Below are 20344 nucleotides of genomic sequence, written 5' to 3'. Positions count from 1 at the left end.
CCGCTTCGTGCGGGCGCCATGCTTTGGCAGCTTGCCCAGATGCTTTGGGTGGGCGGCCTGTGGTTGTTGCACATTGGTGTGTTGCCGGCGCTGGGCCTGATTGGCCTGGCACCGTTGCTGATCGATGAGATCGATGGATTACTGAGTGCGCTGCTGGTGGGTTTTGCGGCGGCGTGCGTGACGCTCCAGGCGTTGGTGCTGGTCAAGGCCGAAGGCTTGGGGAGTTTGTGGCGGGATATTCGCGGCCAACTGCTGTTGATGGCGCTGTATGCATGTGCGATGTACTGCATCGTGCATGTGTGGCTGCCGGAAGCGTTGCGCTGGCAGTTATTCAGCTATCTTGTGCTAGGGTTCTCCGGCCTGGTGCTGGTTATACAGCCTGCACCGGGATGGAGTGGCGGGGCGCGCGAAGCACGCCCGTGACCCTTGTTGTCATTTGAAGCGATGAACGTTCGACAGTTGCTTGTTGACGCTGAAGTTCTTGCGATACAGCAGCGCCATCTTGCCGATGACCTGGACCAGGTCCGCTTTGCCAACCTTGCACAGTTCTGCAATGGCGGCCAGGCGCGCTTCGCGGTCAAGGATATTGACCTTGATCTTGATCAGTTCGTGATCGTTCAGTGCGCGTTCAAATTCGGCTAACACACCTTCAGTCAAACCGTTATCTGCCACAATCAAAACTGGTTTCAGATGGTGGCCAATGGATTTGTACTGTTTCTTCTGCTCTTGAGTGAGCGGCATAATCTGACCCCTGCGTCTGATCTTGTAAAAAGCGGCGGCCAGTTTACCCGAGCGAGTCCGGGACCGCCCAGTTAATCACGACCCGTTTTATTTTTCGAGGTGGCCCGTGGCCCGTTCCAAAACTAGCCTTAAGTGGCTGCAAGAGCATTTCAACGATCCTTACGTCAAAAAGGCGCAGAAGGACGGCTACCGGTCCCGGGCCAGCTACAAGCTGCTGGAGCTCCAGGACAAGGACAAATTGTTTCGCCCCGGCATGAGCGTGATCGACCTGGGTGCAGCACCCGGTGGCTGGTCCCAGGTGGCCAGTCGTCTGATTGGCGGGCAAGGCCGATTGATCGCTTCCGACATCCTCGAGATGGACAGCATCCCGGATGTAACCTTCGTGCACGGCGATTTCACCCAGGACGCCGTACTGGCCGAGATCCTGGAAGCCGTCGGAAATTCGCAGGTAGACCTTGTGATTTCCGACATGGCCCCCAATATGAGTGGATTACCGGCTGTTGATATGCCGCGAGCCATGTTCCTGTGCGAGTTGGCGCTGGATCTGGCGGGGCGGGTATTGCGTCCGGGTGGTGATTTCCTGGTCAAGGTCTTCCAGGGTGAAGGCTTCGACGAGTACCACAAGAACATCCGCAAGCTGTTCGACAAGGTACAGATGCGTAAACCGGACTCTTCCCGGGACCGGTCTCGCGAGCAATATCTGCTGGCGCGGGGGTTCCGCGGCATTGAAGGTGCTGCCAGTGATGAGCGTCTTTGAAGGTTTGAAGGGAGTCGATAGGTTTTTTTATATCGCTTTCGTCACGAAGCTTTACGAATATTGTGTAGTCAAAGTTTCACAAAGGGTTACAGACGGCGCCTGCCAGAGTTGTAGGTAATGTAGTAAGTTAGGCCGGTGAATATCATGCGAAGCGCGCGCCAGTAGCGGAGCTTGCTTCAGAGGGTAGTTAATTGAACGATATGGCAAAGAATCTGATCCTGTGGTTGATCATCGCGGCTGTCCTGGTGACGGTGATGAACAACTTCTCCAGCCCTAACGAGCCGCAGACCCTCAACTATTCCGACTTCATCCAGCAAGTTAAGGATGGCAAGGTCGAGCGCGTGGCGGTTGATGGCTACGTGATCACCGGCAAACGCAACGATGGCGACAGCTTCAAGACCATTCGTCCGGCCATTCAGGACAACGGTCTGATCGGCGACCTGGTGGATAACCATGTGGTTGTCGAGGGCAAGCAGCCTGAGCAGCAGAGCATCTGGACTCAACTCCTGGTGGCGAGCTTCCCGATCCTGGTGATCATCGCCGTGTTCATGTTCTTCATGCGCCAGATGCAAGGCGGTGCGGGAGGCAAGGGCGGGCCGATGAGCTTCGGCAAGAGCAAGGCGCGCCTGCTTTCCGAAGATCAAGTGAAGACCACCCTGGCTGACGTCGCGGGTTGCGACGAGGCAAAGGAAGAAGTCGGTGAGTTGGTTGAATTCCTGCGCGATCCGGGCAAGTTCCAGCGCCTGGGCGGCCGTATTCCTCGCGGTGTGCTGATGGTCGGTCCTCCGGGTACCGGTAAAACCTTGCTGGCCAAGGCGATTGCCGGTGAAGCCAAGGTGCCTTTCTTCACCATTTCCGGTTCTGACTTCGTCGAAATGTTCGTCGGTGTCGGCGCCAGCCGCGTTCGCGATATGTTCGAGCAGGCGAAGAAACACGCACCGTGCATTATCTTCATCGATGAAATCGACGCTGTTGGTCGCCATCGTGGTGCTGGCATGGGCGGTGGTCACGATGAGCGTGAGCAGACCCTCAACCAGTTGCTGGTCGAGATGGATGGTTTCGAGATGAATGACGGCATCATCGTCATCGCTGCGACCAACCGTCCTGACGTGCTGGACCCTGCGCTGCTGCGTCCAGGCCGCTTCGACCGTCAGGTTGTCGTAGGCTTGCCGGATATCCGTGGTCGCGAGCAAATCCTCAAAGTCCACATGCGCAAAGTGCCAATGGGTGACGATGTCGCTCCGGCAGTTATTGCGCGTGGTACGCCGGGTTTCTCCGGTGCCGACCTGGCCAACCTGGTCAACGAAGCTTCGTTGTTCGCGGCTCGTACAGGCAAGCGCATCGTCGAGATGAAAGAGTTCGAACTGGCAAAAGACAAGATCATGATGGGCGCAGAGCGCAAATCCATGGTCATGTCCGAGAAAGAAAAGCAGAACACCGCTTATCACGAAGCCGGCCACGCCATTGTGGGTCGCGTTGTGCCAGAGCATGACCCGGTCTACAAGGTGTCGATCATTCCTCGGGGGCGGGCGCTGGGTGTCACCATGTTCCTGCCGGAAGAGGACCGTTACAGCCTCTCCAAGCGTGCGCTGATCAGCCAGATCTGCTCACTGTACGGCGGTCGAATTGCTGAAGAGATGACCCTGGGCTTTGATGGCGTAACGACCGGTGCTTCCAATGACATCATGCGTGCCAGTCAGATTGCGCGGAACATGGTGACCAAGTGGGGCTTGTCGGAGAAACTCGGTCCGTTGATGTACGCCGAGGAAGAGGGTGAGGTATTCCTGGGTCGTGGGGGTGGTGGTCAGAGTGCCAGCTTCTCCGGCGAGACAGCCAAGCTGATCGACTCCGAAGTGCGCAGCATCATTGACCAGTGCTATGGCACGGCCAAGCAGATCCTGACCGACAACCGTGACAAGTTGGACGCCATGGCTGACGCGTTGATGAAGTACGAGACTATCGATGCTGACCAGATCGACGACATCATGGCGGGCCGTACGCCGCGTGAGCCGCGTGATTGGGAAGGTGGTTCGGGCACCTCTGGCACTCCGCCTGTCGTGCAGAACGAACGCCCTGAAACCCCGATCGGTGGTCCGGCAGCTGACCACTAAGGTTTGAAATGACTTCTGTGTTGTCCTCCACCCGGTTGCCTTGCGGCAACCGGGTTCTTGATTTGGCCCATACGCAAGTGATGGGCATTCTTAATGTCACCCCTGACTCCTTTTCCGACGGCGGCCGCTTCAGCCAGCTCGATGCTGCGTTGCGCCATGCCGAAGCAATGGTGTCGGCGGGGGCGACCCTGATTGATGTCGGCGGTGAGTCGACTCGGCCGGGCGCTCGGGTGGTTTCTCCGTTGGAGGAGCTGGAGCGTGTGGCGCCGATTGTCGAGCGCATTGCTCGCGAGCTGGATGTCATTATCTCGGTCGATACTTCCACCCCGGCAGTCATGCGTGAGACGGCGCGCCTGGGGGCGGGGTTGATCAACGACGTGCGCTCCCTGCGGCGTGACGGCGCCCTGGACGCGGCGGCGGCTACCGGTCTGCCGGTGTGCCTGATGCATATGCTGGGTGAGCCCGGCAATATGCAGGACAACCCGCACTATGATGACCTGGTGGGTGAAGTGAGCAGCTTCCTGGCTGAAAGGGTCGCCCAATGCGCCGCAGTCGGGATTGCGCCTGAAAAGATTATCCTGGATCCAGGGTTTGGCTTCGCCAAGTCCTTGCAGCACAACTTAAGCCTGTTCAAGCACATGGAGTCCCTGCATGCCCTTGGTCGGCCCCTGTTGGTCGGTGTTTCGCGCAAGAGCATGATAGGGATGGCACTGAATCGTCCGGTAGGTGAGCGGTTGTACGGCGGTCTCGCACTCGCGGCGCTTGCTATGACCAAGGGTGCGCGTATCTTGCGCGTGCATGATGTCGCCGAGACGGTGGATGTGGTGCGCATGATTGCCGCGGTAGAATCAGCCGAATAAGAATGATGGAGCACTTATGACTAAAAAATATTTTGGCACCGACGGTATCCGTGGGCGGGTCGGCGAGTTTCCGATTACTCCGGACTTCATGCTCAAGCTGGGGTGGGCGGCAGGTATGGCGTTCCGTAGCATGGGCGCCTGCCGCATCCTAGTGGGTAAGGACACTCGAATTTCCGGGTACATGTTTGAATCCGCACTGGAAGCTGGTTTGTCCGCCGCGGGCGCCGATGTGATGCTGTTGGGGCCGATGCCGACGCCGGCTATCGCCTACCTCACGCGTACCTTCCACGCGGAAGCCGGGATTGTCATCAGTGCTTCTCACAATCCCCATGATGACAACGGCATCAAGTTTTTCTCGGGTCTGGGCACCAAGCTGCCGGATGAGATCGAGTTGATGATCGAAGAGCTCCTGGACGCACCGATGACGGTGGTTGAGTCCAGCAAGCTGGGCAAGGTGTCGCGTATCAACGACGCCTCTGGCCGCTACATCGAATTCTGCAAGAGCAGCGTACCAAGCAGCACCAATTTTGCCGGGCTGAAAATTGTTGTCGACTGCGCCCATGGTGCGACCTACAAGGTGGCCCCGAGCGTATTCAAGGAGCTTGGGGCTGATGTGACAGTGCTGTCGGCCCAGCCTAACGGGTTGAACATCAACGACAACTGTGGCTCGACGCATATGGGCCAACTGCAGGCGGCGGTCCTGGCCGAGCATGCGGACCTGGGCATTGCCTTCGACGGTGACGGCGATCGCGTGCTCATGGTGGATCACACCGGCGCCGTGGTCGACGGGGATGACCTGTTGTTCATCATTGCTCGCGACCTCCATGAGCGTAACAAGCTGCAAGGGGGGGTCGTCGGTACGCTGATGAGTAACCTGGGGTTGGAGTTGGCCCTGGCAGATCTTGGCATTCCATTCGTGCGTGCCAATGTCGGTGACCGCTATGTGATCGCCGAGCTACTTGAGCGTAACTGGCAGATCGGTGGGGAAAACTCGGGGCATGTTGTTTGCTTCCAGCACACCACCACCGGTGACGCGATCATTGCTGCGCTGCAGGTGCTATTGGCCCTGCGTCGCCGTGAAGAGAGCCTGGCCCAGGCGCGCCAGGCCCTGCGCAAGTGCCCACAAGTATTGCTCAACGTGCGTTTTGCCGGTGGCGAAAACCCGATCGAGCATCCCGCTGTCAAAGAGGCGTGCGAGCGTGTGACCCTGGCAATGGCGGGGCGTGGCCGGGTGTTGTTGCGCAAGTCCGGCACAGAGCCTCTGGTGCGTGTCATGGTCGAAGGTGACGACGAAACTCAGGTTCGCGGCCACGCCGAAGACCTGGCAAAACTGGTAACTGAAGTTTGCGCCTGAATTCGGCTTGCCAGTGATGATGTGGTTGGGTAACATCTGCGCCCACTTTGACCGACGAGGTACAGCATGCGTCGCACTATGGTAGCTGGTAACTGGAAGATGCACGGTACCCGCGCCAGTGTCGCTGAGCTGATCAATGGCCTTCGTCACTTGGCCTTGCCTAGCGGTGTTGATGTCGCGGTTTTCCCGCCTTGCTTGCATATCACTCAAGTAGTTGATGGCTTGAAAGGCAAGTCGATTCAGGTCGGCGCGCAGAACTCTGCGGTGGAAGCCATGCAAGGTGCGTTGACCGGTGAGATTGCACCGAGTCAATTGGTCGATGCGGGTTGTTCCTATGTGCTTGTCGGGCACTCCGAGCGCCGTCAGATGATGGGCGAGCGTGATGGGACACTCAATCGCAAGTTCGCAGCGGCACAGGCTTGTGGCTTGATTCCAGTGTTGTGCATAGGGGAGACCCTGGAGCAGCGTGAATCGGGCAAGACTCTTGAAGTTGTCTCGCGTCAGCTGGGCAGCATCATCGAGGAGCTGGGTGTTGGTGCGTTTGCAAAGGCAGTTATTGCTTACGAGCCGGTCTGGGCCATTGGTACCGGGCTGACTGCTACACCGCAACAGGCGCAGGATGTGCACGCAGCCATCCGCGCGCAGTTGGCGGCAGAGAATTCTGAAGTCGCACAAGGTGTGCGTCTTCTATACGGCGGCAGCGTGAAGGCGGCCAATGCGGTCGAACTGTTCGGCATGCCGGATATCGATGGGGGGCTCATTGGTGGAGCTTCCCTGAATGCAGATGAGTTCGGTGCGATCTGTCGCGCCGCGGGAAACTGAAAAAATGCTGGAAACAGTCGTAGTCGTTTTTCATCTGTTGGCTGCCCTGGGCGTAGTTGCCCTGGTTTTGTTGCAACAGGGTAAAGGTGCGGATGCTGGTGCGTCTTTCGGTGCAGGTGCTTCAAATACTGTGTTCGGAAGCCAAGGTTCCTCTACCTTTCTTAGTAAGTTTACTGCTATACTTGCCGCCGGTTTCTTCATAACCAGCTTGGGGTTAGGTTACTTTGCTAAAGAGAAAGCTCATGTGCTGACTCAAGTAGGTCTCCCAAACCCAGCAGTGTTGGAAGTACCAAAAGCAAAACCGGCTTCTGATGATGTCCCGGTGCTTCAAGAGCAAAAGTCGGCTACTCCAGCGACTGACGTACCTCCAGCTCAAGAGCAGAAGTAAGAAGGGTTGTAAACGCTGTATTGCCGAGGTGGTGGAATTGGTAGACACGCAACCTTGAGGTGGTTGTGCCCATAGGGTGTAGGGGTTCGAGTCCCCTTCTCGGTACCAATTATCAGGAGAGCCCGCTGTTGCGGGCTTTCTTGTAGGTGGAAGGTTACATTGACCCTGTAAGGGATCGGTCGTATACTTCCGCCCCAGCTTTGTCGCGGGGTGGAGCAGTCTGGTAGCTCGTCGGGCTCATAACCCGAAGGTCGTCGGTTCAAATCCGGCCCCCGCAACCAGTTTTAGCGGAGCCCCTTTTAAGGGGCTTTTTGTTAGCTGGACACTTTCAACGCCGCTGTTCGACGGCGTTTCAAGGATGGGCGTTTCGCCCATTTTTTTATTTTGCACAGCATGCACATACATGCACGAGGGGGTTCAGGTGTCGAGCAAGCTAGAAGAGTTGCAGGCCTTGTTGGCCCCGGTGGTCGTGGCCCTAGGCTATGAATGCTGGGGTATTGAGTTTTCGGCTCAAGGTCGCCACTCAATGTTGCGCGTTTATATCGATAAAGAGGGCGGCGTGCTGGTGGACGATTGTGCCATTGTCAGCCGTCAGATCAGCGGTGTCCTGGATGTTGAAGATCCGATCTCCGTTGAATACACCCTCGAAGTTTCCTCGCCAGGCATGGAACGCCCACTGTTCACTATTGATCAGTTTGCAAAATTTGCCGGTGAACAAGTGAAGATCAAGCTGCGATCCCCGTTCGAAGGGCGTCGCAACTTTCAGGGCCTTCTGCGCGGTGTAGAAGAACAGGATGTCGTGGTGCAGGTAGAAGACCATGAGTTCCTGTTGCCGATCGATATGATCGACAAGGCCAACATTATTCCCAGTTTTGACTGAGACGCGGATCCCGCGGATCCAATGGCTTGCGAAAGGCGAGGCGTACGATGAGCAAAGAAGTACTGCTGGTTGTTGAGTCGGTATCCAATGAAAAGGGCGTACCGGCAAACGTGATTTTTGAAGCGCTGGAGCTGGCCCTGGCCACTGCAACCAAAAAGCGTTTTGAAGACGAAGTTGATCTGCGTGTGGAAATCAACCGCCACACCGGTGCCTATGAGACTTTCCGTCGCTGGACGGTCGTCGAAGAAGCCGATCTTGATGATCCGGCCATCGAAACCTGGCCAAGCAAGGTTGCTGAAACGCACCCTGGCGCCAAGGTCGGTGATGTCGTCGAAGAAAAGATCGAATCGATCGAATTCGGCCGTATTGCTGCACAGACCGCCAAGCAGGTCATTGTGCAGAAGGTTCGCGAAGCCGAGCGCGCTCAAGTCGTTGACGCTTATCGCGAGCGCCTGGGTGAAATCATCTCCGGCACCGTGAAAAAAGTTACCCGCGACAACGTGATCGTCGACCTGGGCAACAACGCCGAAGCGTTGCTGGCCCGCGAAGACATCATCTCTCGCGAAACTTTCCGTGTTGGCGTGCGTTTGCGTGCGCTGCTCAAGGAAATCCGCACCGAGAACCGCGGCCCTCAGTTGATCCTGTCGCGTACCGCGCCGGAAATGCTGATCGAGCTGTTCCGTATTGAAGTGCCGGAAATTGCCGAAGGCCTGATCGAAGTCATGGCTGCGTCCCGCGACCCGGGTTCGCGCGCCAAGATCGCGGTTCGCTCCAAGGACAAACGCATCGACCCGCAAGGCGCTTGCATTGGTATGCGCGGTTCGCGCGTCCAGGCAGTGTCGGGCGAATTGGGCGGTGAGCGTGTGGACATCGTCCTGTGGGACGATAACCCGGCGCAGTTCGTGATCAACGCCATGTCGCCGGCTGAAGTGGCGGCAATTATCGTTGACGAAGATGCCCATGCAATGGACATCGCCGTTGGCGCAGACAATCTGGCTCAGGCCATTGGTCGTGGTGGTCAGAACGTGCGTCTGGCCAGCCAACTGACCGGCTGGACCCTGAACGTGATGACCGAATCGGACATCCAGGCTAAGCAGCAAGCTGAAACCGGTGACATCCTGCGCAACTTCATCGACGAGTTGGAAGTCGACGAAGACCTGGCGCAGGTGCTGGTAGATGAAGGCTTCACCAGCCTGGAAGAGATTGCCTACGTACCGTTGGAAGAAATGCTCAACATCGACGGCTTTGACGAAGACACCGTCAACGAGCTTCGCGCTCGGGCCAAGGATCGTTTGTTGACTAAAGCCATCGCTACTGAGGAAAAGCTGGCAGACGCCCATCCGGCCGAAGACCTGCTCTCGCTTGAGGGTATGGACAAGGATTTGGCGATGGAACTGGCGGTGCGCGGCGTAATTACCCGCGAAGACCTGGCCGAGCAGTCTATTGACGATCTGCTCGACATCGACGGCATTGACGATGATCGTGCCGGCAAGTTGATCATGGCCGCCCGAGCCCATTGGTTCGAGTAATTAGGCGCGGCCTGAGGAGAGAAGTGCATGACGCAAGTCACGGTGAAACAACTGGCCGATGAGGTCAAAACACCGGTAGAGCGCCTGTTGCAGCAGATGCGTGAGGCAGGTCTGCCGCACACCGCCGCCGATGAAGGTGTGAGCGATAGTGAGAAGCAGTCTTTGCTGACTCACTTGAAGAGCAGCCACAAGGCGAAAGTGGAAGAACCGCGCAAGATTACATTGCAGCGCAAAACCACCAGCACACTGCGTGTTGCTGGTAGCAAGAGCATCAGCGTTGAAGTACGCAAGAAGAAAGTCTTCGTACAGCGCAGCCCGGAAGAAATCGAAGCCGAGCGCAAACGCGAACTGGAAGAACGTCGCGCAGTAGAAAATGCTGCTCGTCAGAAGGCTGAAGAAGAAGCCAAGCGTCGCGCCGAAGAAGAAGCGCGTCGCCAGCCTGCTGCTGCGCAACCTGCTGCCACTGAAGCAGTCGCCGCGCCAAGCGCGCCGGTAGAAGCTGTGCGTGAGGCCGCTCCGGTTGCCGCCGCACCTGCTCCTGCAGCTGACGCCCGCAAGCGCGACGAACCGCGTCGTCCAGACAAGCCACGTGCCGACGATAACAATCGTCGTGGTGGTGGCGGTGATGGCGAGCGCAAAAACGCTCCGCATCGTGCCTCGGTCAAAGAGAAAGCGCCTGCTCCACGCGTTGCCCCACGTACTACCGACGAAGAAAGCGATGGCTTCCGTCGTGGTGGTCGCGGCAAGGCCAAGCTGAAAAAACGCAACGCCCACGGTTTCCAGAGCCCAACCGGCCCTGTCGTGCGTGAAGTGAAGATCGGCGAGACCATCACTGTGGGCGATCTGGCCCAGCAGATGTCGGTCAAGGCTGCTGAAATCATCAAGTTCATGTTCAAGCTGGGTACTCCGGCCACCATCAACCAGGTACTGGATCAGGAAACTGCCCAACTGGTTGCTGAAGAGCTGGGCCACAAAGTGACCCTGGTCAGCGACACCGCCCTGGAAGATTCCCTGGCCGAGTCCCTGAAGTTTGAAGGCGAGGCTGTTTCCCGTGCGCCGGTCGTGACCGTAATGGGCCACGTTGACCACGGTAAGACATCCCTGCTCGACTACATCCGTCGTGCCAAGGTAGCTGCAGGCGAAGCCGGCGGCATTACCCAGCACATCGGCGCTTACCACGTTGAAACCGACCGTGGCATGGTGACGTTCCTCGACACCCCGGGTCACGCCGCGTTTACCGCAATGCGTGCTCGTGGTGCCAAGGCGACCGACATCGTGATCCTGGTGGTTGCAGCGGACGACGGCGTGATGCCACAAACCATCGAAGCTGTTCAGCACGCGAAAGCGGCTGGCGTGCCGCTGGTGGTTGCCGTGAACAAGATCGACAAGCCGGGCGCTGATCTCGATCGCATCCGTAGCGAACTGTCGGTTCACGGCGTGACTTCCGAAGAGTGGGGTGGTGACACTCCATTCGTACCGGTCTCTGCGAAGATGGGTACCGGCGTTGACGAACTGCTCGAAGCCGTTCTGCTGCAAGCCGAAGTTCTGGAACTGACTGCTACCCCATCGGCTCCTGGCCGTGGTGTCGTGGTTGAGTCCCGCCTCGACAAGGGCCGTGGCCCGGTGGCGACCGTCCTGGTTCAAGACGGTACCCTGCGCCAAGGCGACATGGTGCTGGTCGGTTCGAACTACGGCCGTGTACGTGCCATGCTCGACGAGAACGGCAAGCCAATCAAGGAAGCAGGTCCAGCTATCCCGGTCGAGATCCTCGGCCTGGACGGTACGCCGGACGCTGGCGACGAGATGAGCGTGGTTGCCGACGAGAAGAAAGCCCGTGAAGTGGCTCTGTTCCGTCAAGGCAAGTTCCGCGAAGTCAAACTGGCCCGTGCTCACGCTGGCAAGCTGGAAAACATCTTCGAGAACATGGGCCAGGAAGAGAAGAAGACGCTTAACATCGTCCTCAAATCTGACGTCCGTGGTTCCCTCGAAGCGTTGAACGGCGCCCTGAACGGCCTGGGTAACGACGAAGTGCAAGTGCGCGTTGTCGGTGGCGGTGTCGGTGGTATCACCGAATCCGACGCCAACCTGGCACTGGCTTCCAACGCTGTACTGTTCGGCTTCAACGTGCGTGCCGATGCTGGCGCTCGCAAGATCGTCGAGCAGGAAGGCCTGGACATGCGTTACTACAACGTCATCTACGACATCATCGAAGACGTCAAGAAGGCCCTTACCGGCATGCTTGGCAGTGACGTCCGGGAGAACATCCTGGGTATCGCCGAAGTACGTGACGTGTTCCGCTCGCCGAAATTCGGCGCGATCGCCGGCTGCATGGTTGTCGAAGGCACCGTGTACCGTAACCGTCCAATCCGCGTACTGCGTGAAGACATCGTTATCTTCGAAGGCGAGCTGGAATCCCTGCGCCGCTTCAAGGATGACGCTTCTGAAGTACGTGCCGGCATGGAATGCGGTATCGGCGTCAAGAGCTACAACGACGTCAAGGTTGGCGACAAGATCGAAGTCTTCGAGAAGGTTCAGGTTGCTCGCAGCCTCTAACTCGCGCACTTCAGGAGCCACACGGCGTGTGGGCATGCAGATGCCCCGCGCAGTGTCCGGACTCTAAACGCAACGCCCGGTCTGGCTTTTGTCAGGCCGGGCGTTTGCCGCTTTCAGACCCCACGGGTTTCACCGTGTGGCAGTAACAGGTAACAAGACATGGCAAAAGAATACAGCCGTACCCAGCGTATCGGCGATCAGATGCAGCGTGAGCTGGCCCAACTGATCCGTCGCGAAGTCAAAGACCCCCGCGTTGGCCTGGTCACCATCACCGCTGTTGAAGTGAGCCGTGACGTTGGTCACGCGAAGATTTTCATCACCGTGATGGGCCAGGACAGCAGCGAAGAAATCGCGCAAAGCATCAAGGTGCTCAACTCGGCTGCAGGTTTCCTGCGCATGCAGTTGGCCCGTGAGATGAAGCTGCGCAGCGTGCCCCAGTTGCACTTCCACTACGACGAAAGCGTCGTGCGTGGTGCGCACTTGTCGGCACTCATCGAGCGCGCCGTGGCTGAAGACAGCCAGCACCCGTCCACACCTGAAGACGCCAAGGAGTAAGCGGTGGCTCAGGTCAAACGTATTCGTCGCAATGTCAGCGGCATCATTCTGCTCGACAAACCCATTGGCTTTACCTCCAATGCTGCGTTGCAGAAGGTTCGCTGGCTGCTCAATGCCGAGAAGGCCGGGCATACCGGCAGCCTCGATCCCCTGGCCACCGGTGTATTACCGTTGTGCTTTGGCGAGGCCACCAAGTTCTCGCAATACCTGCTCGATTCCGACAAGGGTTATGAAACCCTGATGCAACTGGGCAAGACCACCACCACGGCTGACGCCGAAGGTGATGTTCTGCAGGTTCGCGACGTGACCGTTGGTCGTGCTGATATCGAGGCTGCTTTACCCGCTTTTCGTGGAGAAATCAGTCAGATACCGCCGATGTACTCGGCTCTCAAGCGCGATGGGCAGCCTCTTTACAAGCTGGCACGTGCGGGCGAAGTAGTGGAGCGCGAACCGCGTTCTGTTACTATTGCGCGCTTGGAATTGCTCGCCTGTGAAGGTGACACTGCGCGCCTGGCCGTGGACTGCAGCAAAGGCACCTATATCCGTACCCTGGTGGAAGATATCGGTGAAAAGCTCGGTTGCGGCGCGTACGTTGCAGAGTTGCGACGTACCCAGGCCGGACCTTTCAGCCTGGCCCAGACGGTGACGCTGGAAGAGTTGGAAGCGGTTCACGCCGAAGGCGGCAATGAAGCGGTGGATCGCTTCCTGATGCCATCGGACAGCGGTTTGCTGGATTGGCCATTGCTGCACTTCTCGGAGCACAGCGCGTTCTACTGGCTCAACGGCCAGCCGGTACGTGCCCCGGATGCCCCGAAGTTCGGCATGGTGCGAGTACAGGATCATAACGGTCGCTTTATCGGTATCGGTGAAGTGAGCGAAGACGGGCGCATCGCGCCGCGTCGACTGATTCGGTCAGAATGACCGGAACCAGTTTGTGGTAAAAGCGCAGTAGATTTTACGCAAACTGGAACGAGGGTGGCTGTTAACAGGCACGGTCACTACTCATTTTTAGATACAGGGATTTGTCCCTGGCCTGTTGAGACTGCCCTTTGGGTGGTTTCCTGAAAAAAGGATTGCCTCATGGCTCTCGACGTTCAAGAAAAAGCACAAATCGTAGCTGACTATCAGCAAGCTGTTGGTGACACTGGTTCGCCAGAAGTGCAAGTTGCACTGCTGACCCACAACATCAACAAGCTGCAAGGTCACTTCAAGGCCAACGGTAAAGATCACCACTCCCGTCGTGGTCTGATCCGCATGGTAAACCAGCGCCGTAAGCTGCTGGACTACCTGAAAGGCAAGGATCTGGGTCGTTATCAGGCTCTGATCGGTCGCCTGGGTCTGCGTCGCTAATAAGCGATTGCGCTAGAGGTTGGTTGTCTGCCGTGTGTCAGTGGGATTCCCGCTGGCCCATGGCAGGCTCCCAGCCTCAAGTTTTATCTGGACACACGTTTTACCCTGGACAGCAGTCGGGCCGACTCCCGGCATTGCCCAAGAATTTCGCAAGAAGACAAGTTCCCCAAGAGCCACAAAGAAGGTAGGACACCGTGAACCCGGTTATCAAAAAATTCCAGTTCGGTCAGTCGACCGTTACCATCGAGACAGGCCGTATCGCCCGTCAAGCCTCCGGCGCAGTGCTGGTCACCGTTGACGATGACGTCACCGTACTGGTGACCGTAGTCGGCGCGAAGACCGCTGACCCGAGCAAGGGCTTCTTCCCTCTGTCCGTTCACTACCAGGAAAAGACTTACGCTGCCGGTAAGATCCCTGGCGGTTTCTTCAAGCGCGAAGGCCGTCCTTCCGAGAAAGAAACCCTGACTTCCCGACTGATCGACCGTCCGATCCGTCCGCTGTTCCCAGAAGGCTTCATGAACGAAGTGCAGGTTGTCTGCACCGTCGTTTCCACCAGCAAGAAAACCGATCCGGACATCGCTGCGATGATCGGTACTTCGGCTGCCCTGGCCATCTCCGGTATTCCTTTCGATGGTCCGATCGGCGCAGCCCGCGTTGCTTTCCACGAGAGCACCGGTTACCTGCTGAACCCGACTTACGAACAACTGAAAGCATCGAGCCTGGACATGGTCGTTGCCGGTACCTCGGAAGCCGTTCTGATGGTTGAATCGGAAGCCAAAGAGCTGACCGAAGACCAGATGCTGGGCGCCGTGCTGTTCGCCCACGACGAATTCCAGGCTGTCATCAAGGCTGTCACCGAGCTGGCTGCCGAAGCTGCCAAGCCAACCTGGACCTGGGCTGCTGCCCCGGAAGCCACCGAACTGCTGGGTGCTATCCGCTCCGAGTTCGGCGCTGCTATCTCCGACGCCTACACCATCACCGTCAAGGCCGACCGTTACGCTCGCCTGGGCGAGCTGAAGGATCAGGTTGTGGCCAAGCTGTCCGGCGAAGAAGGCCAGCCTTCCGCCAGCGACGTCAAAGCTGCATTCGGTGAAATCGAATACCGCACCGTTCGCGAAAACATCGTAAACGGCAAGCCACGTATCGACGGTCGCGACACTCGCACCGTGCGTCCGCTGAACATCGAAGTCGGCGTTCTGCCGAAGACTCACGGTTCGGCCCTGTTCACCCGTGGTGAAACCCAGGCCCTGGTAGTCGCGACTCTGGGTACTGCCCGTGACGCACAGCTGCTGGACACCCTGGAAGGCGAGAAAAAAGACCCGTTCATGCTGCACTACAACTTCCCTCCGTTCTCGGTGGGCGAGTGTGGTCGCATGGGTGGCGCTGGTCGCCGCGAAATCGGTCACGGCCGTCTGGCCCGTCGTTCGGTCCAGGCCATGCTGCCGGCTGCTGACGTGTTCCCGTACACCATCCGTGTTGTCTCGGAAATCACCGAGTCCAACGGTTCCAGCTCGATGGCTTCCGTGTGCGGTGCTTCCCTGGCACTGATGGACGCCGGTGTGCCGATGAAGGCACCGGTTGCCGGTATCGCCATGGGCCTGGTTAAAGAAGGCGAGAAGTTCGCCATCCTGACCGACATCCTGGGTGACGAAGACCACCTGGGCGACATGGACTTCAAAGTAGCCGGTACCGCTAAGGGTGTGACCGCGCTGCAGATGGACATCAAGATCAAGGGCATCACCGAAGAGATCATGGAAATCGCTCTGGGCCAAGCCCTGGAAGCGCGCCTGAACATCCTCGGCCAGATGAACCAGATCATTGGTCAGTCGCGTACCGAGCTGTCGGAAAATGCTCCGACCATGATCGCGATGAAAATCGACACCGACAAAATCCGTGATGTCATCGGTAAAGGCGGCGCGACCATCCGTGCGATCTGCGAAGAGACCAAGGCTTCGATCGACATCGAAGACGACGGCTCGATCAAGATCTTTGGCGAAACCAAGGAAGCGGCTGAAGCAGCACGTCAGCGCGTTCTGGGCATCACCGCTGAAGCCGAGATCGGCAAGATCTACGTCGGCAAGGTTGAGCGCATCGTCGACTTCGGCGCATTCGTCAACATCCTGCCTGGCAAGGACGGTCTGGTTCACATCTCCATGCTGAGCGATGCTCGCGTCGAGAAAGTGACCGACATCCTGAAAGAAGGCCAGGAAGTGGAAGTGCTGGTACTGGACGTGGACAACCGCGGCCGTATCAAGCTGTCCATCAAGGACGTAGCAGCAGCCAAGGCTTCGGGCGTTTAAATACCCGCAGGCTTTAAGCTGGAAAAAAGGACCCTTCGGGGTCCTTTTTTTATGTCCGTGAGAAAATGCCGGTAAATCAGGCGCTTAGTAAAACGAAAAAACCGCAACTTGCATGCAGCATCGGTCAGGTTCATGCAAGTTGCACGATTCCGAAAAAAGCGTGTTTTCGTAAAGTATTGTTTTATAAGGATTTATTTGGATGTTGAGACTTGGCACACTGTCTGCAATATCCCTGTTAACGCTGCAGCATCAAGGTTCACACACTGCAGACTTTTAATAAAACAGGAGTTACTCGTATGAAGAAGTTCGCTCTCGCTACTGCTACCGCTCTGACCCTGGCCATGGGTGCTAACGTGGCCTTTGCCCAGACTTCCCAAGCTCCAATGACCATGGCGGCGGGTGAAGCCACCAAGGCAAAAGAAAGCGTTTCGGATACTTGGATCACCACCAAAGTTAAGTCTGATCTGCTGACCGAGAAAGGTATTCCTGGTTCGGACATTAAGGTTGAAACCAACAAAGGTGTGGTTTCCCTCTCGTCGACCGTAGCCATTTCGGATTCGCAAAAAGCGACCGCTGTAGCGATCACCAAGAAAATCAAAGGCGTGACTGCAGTTTCTGCTGATGGCCTGCTGGCTGGCGGCGCTACCAAGGCAGACAACGTCGACAAAACCAAAAGCGCAGCTGCAGGTGCCAAAGAGTCCACCTCGGACACTTGGATCACCACCAAAGTGAAAGCTGACCTGGTAACCGAGAAAGGCATTCCTGGTACCGACATCAAAGTCGAAACCAATAAGGGTGTAGTTTCCCTGTCCTCCTCGGTCGCTGTGACTGAAGCACAGAAAACTACCGCGGTGAACATCACCAAGAAAATCAAAGGCGTTAAAGCTGTATCGGCCGATGGCCTGAAAGCAGAGTAACGCTTACCCATTCGTCTGAACTAGGCGAAGGCGGCAACGAGTGAGCTAGATATCCACTCAATGCACCTCACGAGTTCATGCGACCGGCCACAAGGATGTGGTCATTACAGGCCCCGGCATTCGTGTCGGGGCCTGTTCTATTCTGGGTCGAAACAAAAGCCCAGTGCGACAGCGGTCAAATGTGGCAGCGGGCTTGCCCGCGAATTCGGTGTGTCAGCCCATAGTGACTGACGCACCGCCTTCGCAGGCTACTCGGCATCCAGGTGCATTGGCGTCACCACCCGGCCATCCTTCTCAGCTTGGCCCAGGTTGGCATCGATGAAGTACACCCGGTCATCTTCCAACTGCCCTTTATCCACCAGGTAATCCTTGATGGTACTGGCGCGATCCTGGCCGAGCTGGCGCAGCAGCACATCACTGCTGCTCCAGAACTTGATTACACCGTCTTTCAACTTGGCCGTGCGGTCGTCGCGGCTGAGGTCTTTCCACTCGGCTGGCGGCTGCTGCTTCAGGCGCGTGCGGTAGATGCCTTCCAACAGCGGGGCCTTCTCGCTTTCCGGAACCACCAACAGCGATGCCTGGGCCGGGACCTTGTCGCCGCGGCGCTGGAGCATCTTGTAGTAGTTGTATTGGTATTCACGCTCCAGGCGCTGGGAGGCAAGGAACGGGCCGTCGCTGCTGGCCGCGGCCGTGCCTTCGATTTCCAGGCGCAGGGTAGGGCGTTCCTTGAGTGCCTTGGCCAGTGTATTCAGTGCACCTTCGGCGTCTTTGCTCAATTCGCTGGAGCCGGCGGCGAAGGACACATTACCCAGGTCCTCCGAGCCTCCCCCGGTGATCAGCCCGCCGATGAATTTGAACGGCGCCGTCGCCGCGCGTACCACTAGGTTTCGCAGGGTCTGCCAGACGATCGGCATCACGCTGAATTGCGGGTTGTTCAAGTCGCCGGTGACCGGCAGTTCGATCGAGATCTTGCCGTCGCTGTCCTTGAGCAACGCGATGGCCAGGCGAATCGGCAGGTCCACGGCATCGGCGCTGTCGACTTTCTCACCCAACTGCAGTTGCTCGACCACCACCTTGTTTTCGGCCTTCAGTTGGCCTTTGGTGATCACGTAGTGCAAGTCGAGGTTGAGACGGCCCTTGCGGATACGGAAACCGGCGAACTTGCCCGAGTAAGGCGTCAGGGTGGTCAGCTCGACACGTTTGAAGCTGGTGGCGATATCCAGCGCCGCCATCGGATCAAACGGGTTCACGCTGCCTTTGATGGTGACGGGAGCGTAACGGTCGACCTTGCCCTTGATGTCGACGCTGGCCGGTTTGGCCTGGCGGCTGTCGATGGTGCCGATCTGCCCGTTGAGTTGTTGAATCGCCGTGGCGAAGTTCGGCGTGAGGCTGAAGTCGGCGAAGTTGGCCGAGCCGTCGTTGATCGCGATTTGCCCGACATGAATGCCCAGGGGTTTGTCTTTGCTGGCCGGTTTTGCCGCTGACTTGGCACCACTGTTGGCCGGCTGTGGAATCAGCAGGTCATCCACGTTGGTGGTGCGGTCATCGTTGATCATGAACCGTGCATACGGTTGCAGCAGGTTGACCTTGTCAATCGACAGGCTCTCACCATGCTGGTAGTTCACGCCTTCCAGCACCAGGCGCTGCCACTTCACGAAGTCGCGGGTCTTCAGGGTGTCGAGGGTGTGCAACTGGTCGACTTGCGCCCGGCCCGTTACCTGGAGCTTCAGCGGATCGGCGCTCTTGAGGTTGACGTCCAGATTGCTGCCGAGCATGCCGCTACGCAGTTCCAGGCGAATAAACGGGCTGATATAGGACTGCGCCACCCGAAGGTCGATGTCCTGGGTATTCACTTTCAGCTTGGCGCTGATCGGGTTGAGGTTGACCTCGCCGGTTGCCTGGATCTTGCCCTGCTTGCCCAGGCCGGAGTCGACCTTCAAGGTGAAGGGGCTCTGGTTGAGGCTGTCGAAGTTCTGCATGTCGACGTTCAACGGGCCCAGTTCAAGCGCAACAGCGGGTTTGACCTGGCGGTCGGCCAGGTGCACTTGATAGTTGCGCAGTTGCACATCCTTGAGCAGCACTTGCCAGGGTTTGCTCGGTGCGGCGGGTTCGGGTTTCGGTGAGTCAGCGGTGGCCGGCGCCGTGGCAGGTTCCGGCGCCTTGGCCGGTTTGCTCGGTTGGCTGGCGAACAGTTTCTGCCAGTCAAGTTGGCCGTCGGCTTCACGGGCGGCCCAGGTTTCCAGTTTGTTGCTGCGGATCTTGCCGATGACGACCTGCTGCTTGGCCAGGTCAACCGTGGTCTCACTGACGTCCAGGCGCTCCAGGCGCACCAGCGGGCGACCATCCGGCGCGTTGATGGCAAACGGCGCGACGCTCGCTGCGGTGTTGGTCAGGTTCAGCTCGGTCTCTTTGGCCAGGCTGAATCGGTAGTCGGTACTGAAGTTGAGTACGCCGTCCTCGAGCACCAGTGGCAAGGCGTCGCGCACATAAGGCCACCAGGCTTTCATCTTGCCGTCGGTAACCTTCAGGGTCCCTTCGGAAATGATCGGCACCAGGCTGAAATTGCCTTTCCAGTCGATCCGCCCGCCTTCAGGGCCGGCGGCCACCAAGGTCATGTCGGCGTTGTCTTCGGGCAAGGTGCTGAGGTTCTTCAGTTCAAAGTCGAGCGTGTCATAGAGAAATTCGATAGGTTCGCTGGGGCGCAGGTCCTGAAAGTGCACATAGCCGCCCGCCAGCTTGATGCTGTCGATACGCAATGGAAACGGCTTGGCATTGGGATCGGCCGGGCTAGGCTCGCTGGGCGGCAGCTTGAACAGCTGCGCCAGGTTCAACTGGCCGGACTTGTCGAACAGCAGTTCGGTCTTGGGCTTGTCCAATTGCACATCGGCCAGGTGCAGCGCGCGAGTCCACAGGCTGTCGATCTGCAGGTTGGCGTAGAGACGCTCGAAACCCACTTGCTCCTTGCCCGGCTCGCCGATTTTCAGGCCCCATGCCGTCACTTCCAGGCTGAACGGGTTGAGCTCGATGCGCTCGATCCGGGCCGGCACCGTGGCGTAATGGGCCAGTTGTTGGTTGGCAATGCGAAGGGCGATGCCCGGCAGAATCAGAAAGCCCAGCAAGCTGTACAGGGCAAGGGCGGTCAACAGGGCGCCAGCGGCGCGAATCAATCCTTTGGGCATGGGTGACGCCATCTATGTCGAACAAGAGTGCCTTGGAGTATGGCACGG

General features: G+C 58.0%; 17 protein-coding genes and 2 tRNA genes. 17 read left to right on the top strand and 2 right to left on the bottom strand.

Going from position 1 to position 20344, the window contains the following annotated elements:
- Window positions 1-18: 18 nt before the first annotated feature.
- Window positions 19-423 carry an MFS transporter gene (locus tag JFU04_RS25175; RefSeq protein WP_120449941.1) on the top strand — a complete coding sequence of 135 codons (405 nt, stop codon included), beginning with the start codon at window positions 19-21 and terminating at the stop codon, window positions 421-423.
- A 9-nt stretch (window positions 424-432) separates the two neighbouring features.
- On the opposite strand, the gene JFU04_RS25170 is transcribed toward JFU04_RS25175, so the two are convergent.
- A complete protein-coding gene (locus tag JFU04_RS25170; protein WP_010206607.1) occupies window positions 433-741 on the bottom strand; it encodes a YhbY family RNA-binding protein in 309 nt (102 codons plus the stop codon).
- A gap of 106 nt (window positions 742-847) precedes the next feature.
- Between JFU04_RS25170 and rlmE the strand changes: the two genes are divergently transcribed.
- The 16 genes from rlmE (at window position 848) to JFU04_RS25090 (ending at window position 17117) form a co-directional block, all read left to right on the top strand.
- Complete coding sequence (rlmE, locus tag JFU04_RS25165) at window positions 848-1498, top strand: 23S rRNA (uridine(2552)-2'-O)-methyltransferase RlmE (protein ID WP_010206606.1); 651 nt, start codon at window positions 848-850, stop codon at window positions 1496-1498.
- 200 nt (window positions 1499-1698) lie between these two features.
- Complete coding sequence (gene ftsH / locus JFU04_RS25160; RefSeq protein WP_032803717.1) at window positions 1699-3609, top strand: ATP-dependent zinc metalloprotease FtsH; 1911 nt, start codon at window positions 1699-1701, stop codon at window positions 3607-3609.
- A gap of 8 nt (window positions 3610-3617) precedes the next feature.
- Window positions 3618-4469, top strand: coding sequence for a dihydropteroate synthase (folP, locus tag JFU04_RS25155; RefSeq protein ID WP_201145892.1), 852 nt, complete (start codon window positions 3618-3620; stop codon window positions 4467-4469).
- Between the two features lie 16 nt (window positions 4470-4485).
- Window positions 4486-5823: a phosphoglucosamine mutase gene (gene glmM, locus JFU04_RS25150; RefSeq protein WP_065910270.1), complete on the top strand. Its 1338-nt coding sequence runs from the start codon at window positions 4486-4488 to the stop codon at window positions 5821-5823.
- A gap of 66 nt (window positions 5824-5889) precedes the next feature.
- A complete protein-coding gene (tpiA, locus tag JFU04_RS25145; RefSeq protein ID WP_058427650.1) occupies window positions 5890-6645 on the top strand; it encodes a triose-phosphate isomerase in 756 nt (251 codons plus the stop codon).
- Window positions 6646-6649: 4 nt separating this feature from the next.
- Entirely contained in the window at window positions 6650-7033 is a 384-nt protein-coding gene (secG, locus tag JFU04_RS25140; protein WP_010206600.1) for a preprotein translocase subunit SecG, read from the top strand.
- Between the two features lie 22 nt (window positions 7034-7055).
- A tRNA-Leu gene (locus tag JFU04_RS25135) sits at window positions 7056-7141 on the top strand.
- Window positions 7142-7237: 96 nt separating this feature from the next.
- Window positions 7238-7314: transfer RNA gene (locus JFU04_RS25130), tRNA-Met, on the top strand.
- 140 nt (window positions 7315-7454) lie between these two features.
- Window positions 7455-7913, top strand: a complete 459-nt coding sequence (gene rimP, locus JFU04_RS25125; RefSeq protein ID WP_003235029.1) for a ribosome maturation factor RimP — start codon at window positions 7455-7457, stop codon at window positions 7911-7913.
- 47 nt (window positions 7914-7960) lie between these two features.
- A complete protein-coding gene (gene nusA, locus JFU04_RS25120; RefSeq protein WP_008057419.1) occupies window positions 7961-9442 on the top strand; it encodes a transcription termination factor NusA in 1482 nt (493 codons plus the stop codon).
- A gap of 27 nt (window positions 9443-9469) precedes the next feature.
- On the top strand, window positions 9470-11995 hold the full coding sequence (infB, locus tag JFU04_RS25115) for a translation initiation factor IF-2 (protein ID WP_025857113.1): 2526 nt from the start codon (window positions 9470-9472) through the stop codon (window positions 11993-11995).
- Window positions 11996-12154: 159 nt separating this feature from the next.
- The gene (gene rbfA / locus JFU04_RS25110; RefSeq protein WP_016973761.1) at window positions 12155-12550 is read left to right on the top strand and encodes a 30S ribosome-binding factor RbfA; all 396 of its coding nucleotides are present in this window, start codon (window positions 12155-12157) and stop codon (window positions 12548-12550) included.
- Between the two features lie 3 nt (window positions 12551-12553).
- Entirely contained in the window at window positions 12554-13471 is a 918-nt protein-coding gene (gene truB, locus JFU04_RS25105; protein ID WP_034117853.1) for a tRNA pseudouridine(55) synthase TruB, read from the top strand.
- Window positions 13472-13630: 159 nt separating this feature from the next.
- Complete coding sequence (gene rpsO, locus JFU04_RS25100) at window positions 13631-13900, top strand: 30S ribosomal protein S15 (RefSeq protein ID WP_003176135.1); 270 nt, start codon at window positions 13631-13633, stop codon at window positions 13898-13900.
- A 194-nt stretch (window positions 13901-14094) separates the two neighbouring features.
- Window positions 14095-16200 carry a polyribonucleotide nucleotidyltransferase gene (gene pnp, locus JFU04_RS25095; RefSeq protein ID WP_201145891.1) on the top strand — a complete coding sequence of 702 codons (2106 nt, stop codon included), beginning with the start codon at window positions 14095-14097 and terminating at the stop codon, window positions 16198-16200.
- Window positions 16201-16496: 296 nt separating this feature from the next.
- Window positions 16497-17117 (top strand): BON domain-containing protein, encoded by a 621-nt coding sequence (locus JFU04_RS25090; RefSeq protein WP_065910272.1) that lies wholly within the window; start codon window positions 16497-16499, stop codon window positions 17115-17117.
- A gap of 248 nt (window positions 17118-17365) precedes the next feature.
- On the opposite strand, the gene JFU04_RS25085 is transcribed toward JFU04_RS25090, so the two are convergent.
- Window positions 17366-20296, bottom strand: a complete 2931-nt coding sequence (locus tag JFU04_RS25085; RefSeq protein ID WP_201145890.1) for a DUF748 domain-containing protein — start codon at window positions 20294-20296, stop codon at window positions 17366-17368.
- Window positions 20297-20344: the final 48 nt, after the last annotated feature.

The sequence above is a fragment of the Pseudomonas sp. TH21 genome (genome assembly GCF_016651025.1).
Classification (GTDB): Bacteria; Pseudomonadota; Gammaproteobacteria; order Pseudomonadales; family Pseudomonadaceae; genus Aquipseudomonas; species Aquipseudomonas aylmerensis.
The sequence above is the reverse complement of the archived record's forward strand: the minus strand, read 5'-3'. Positions and strand labels throughout refer to the sequence as shown.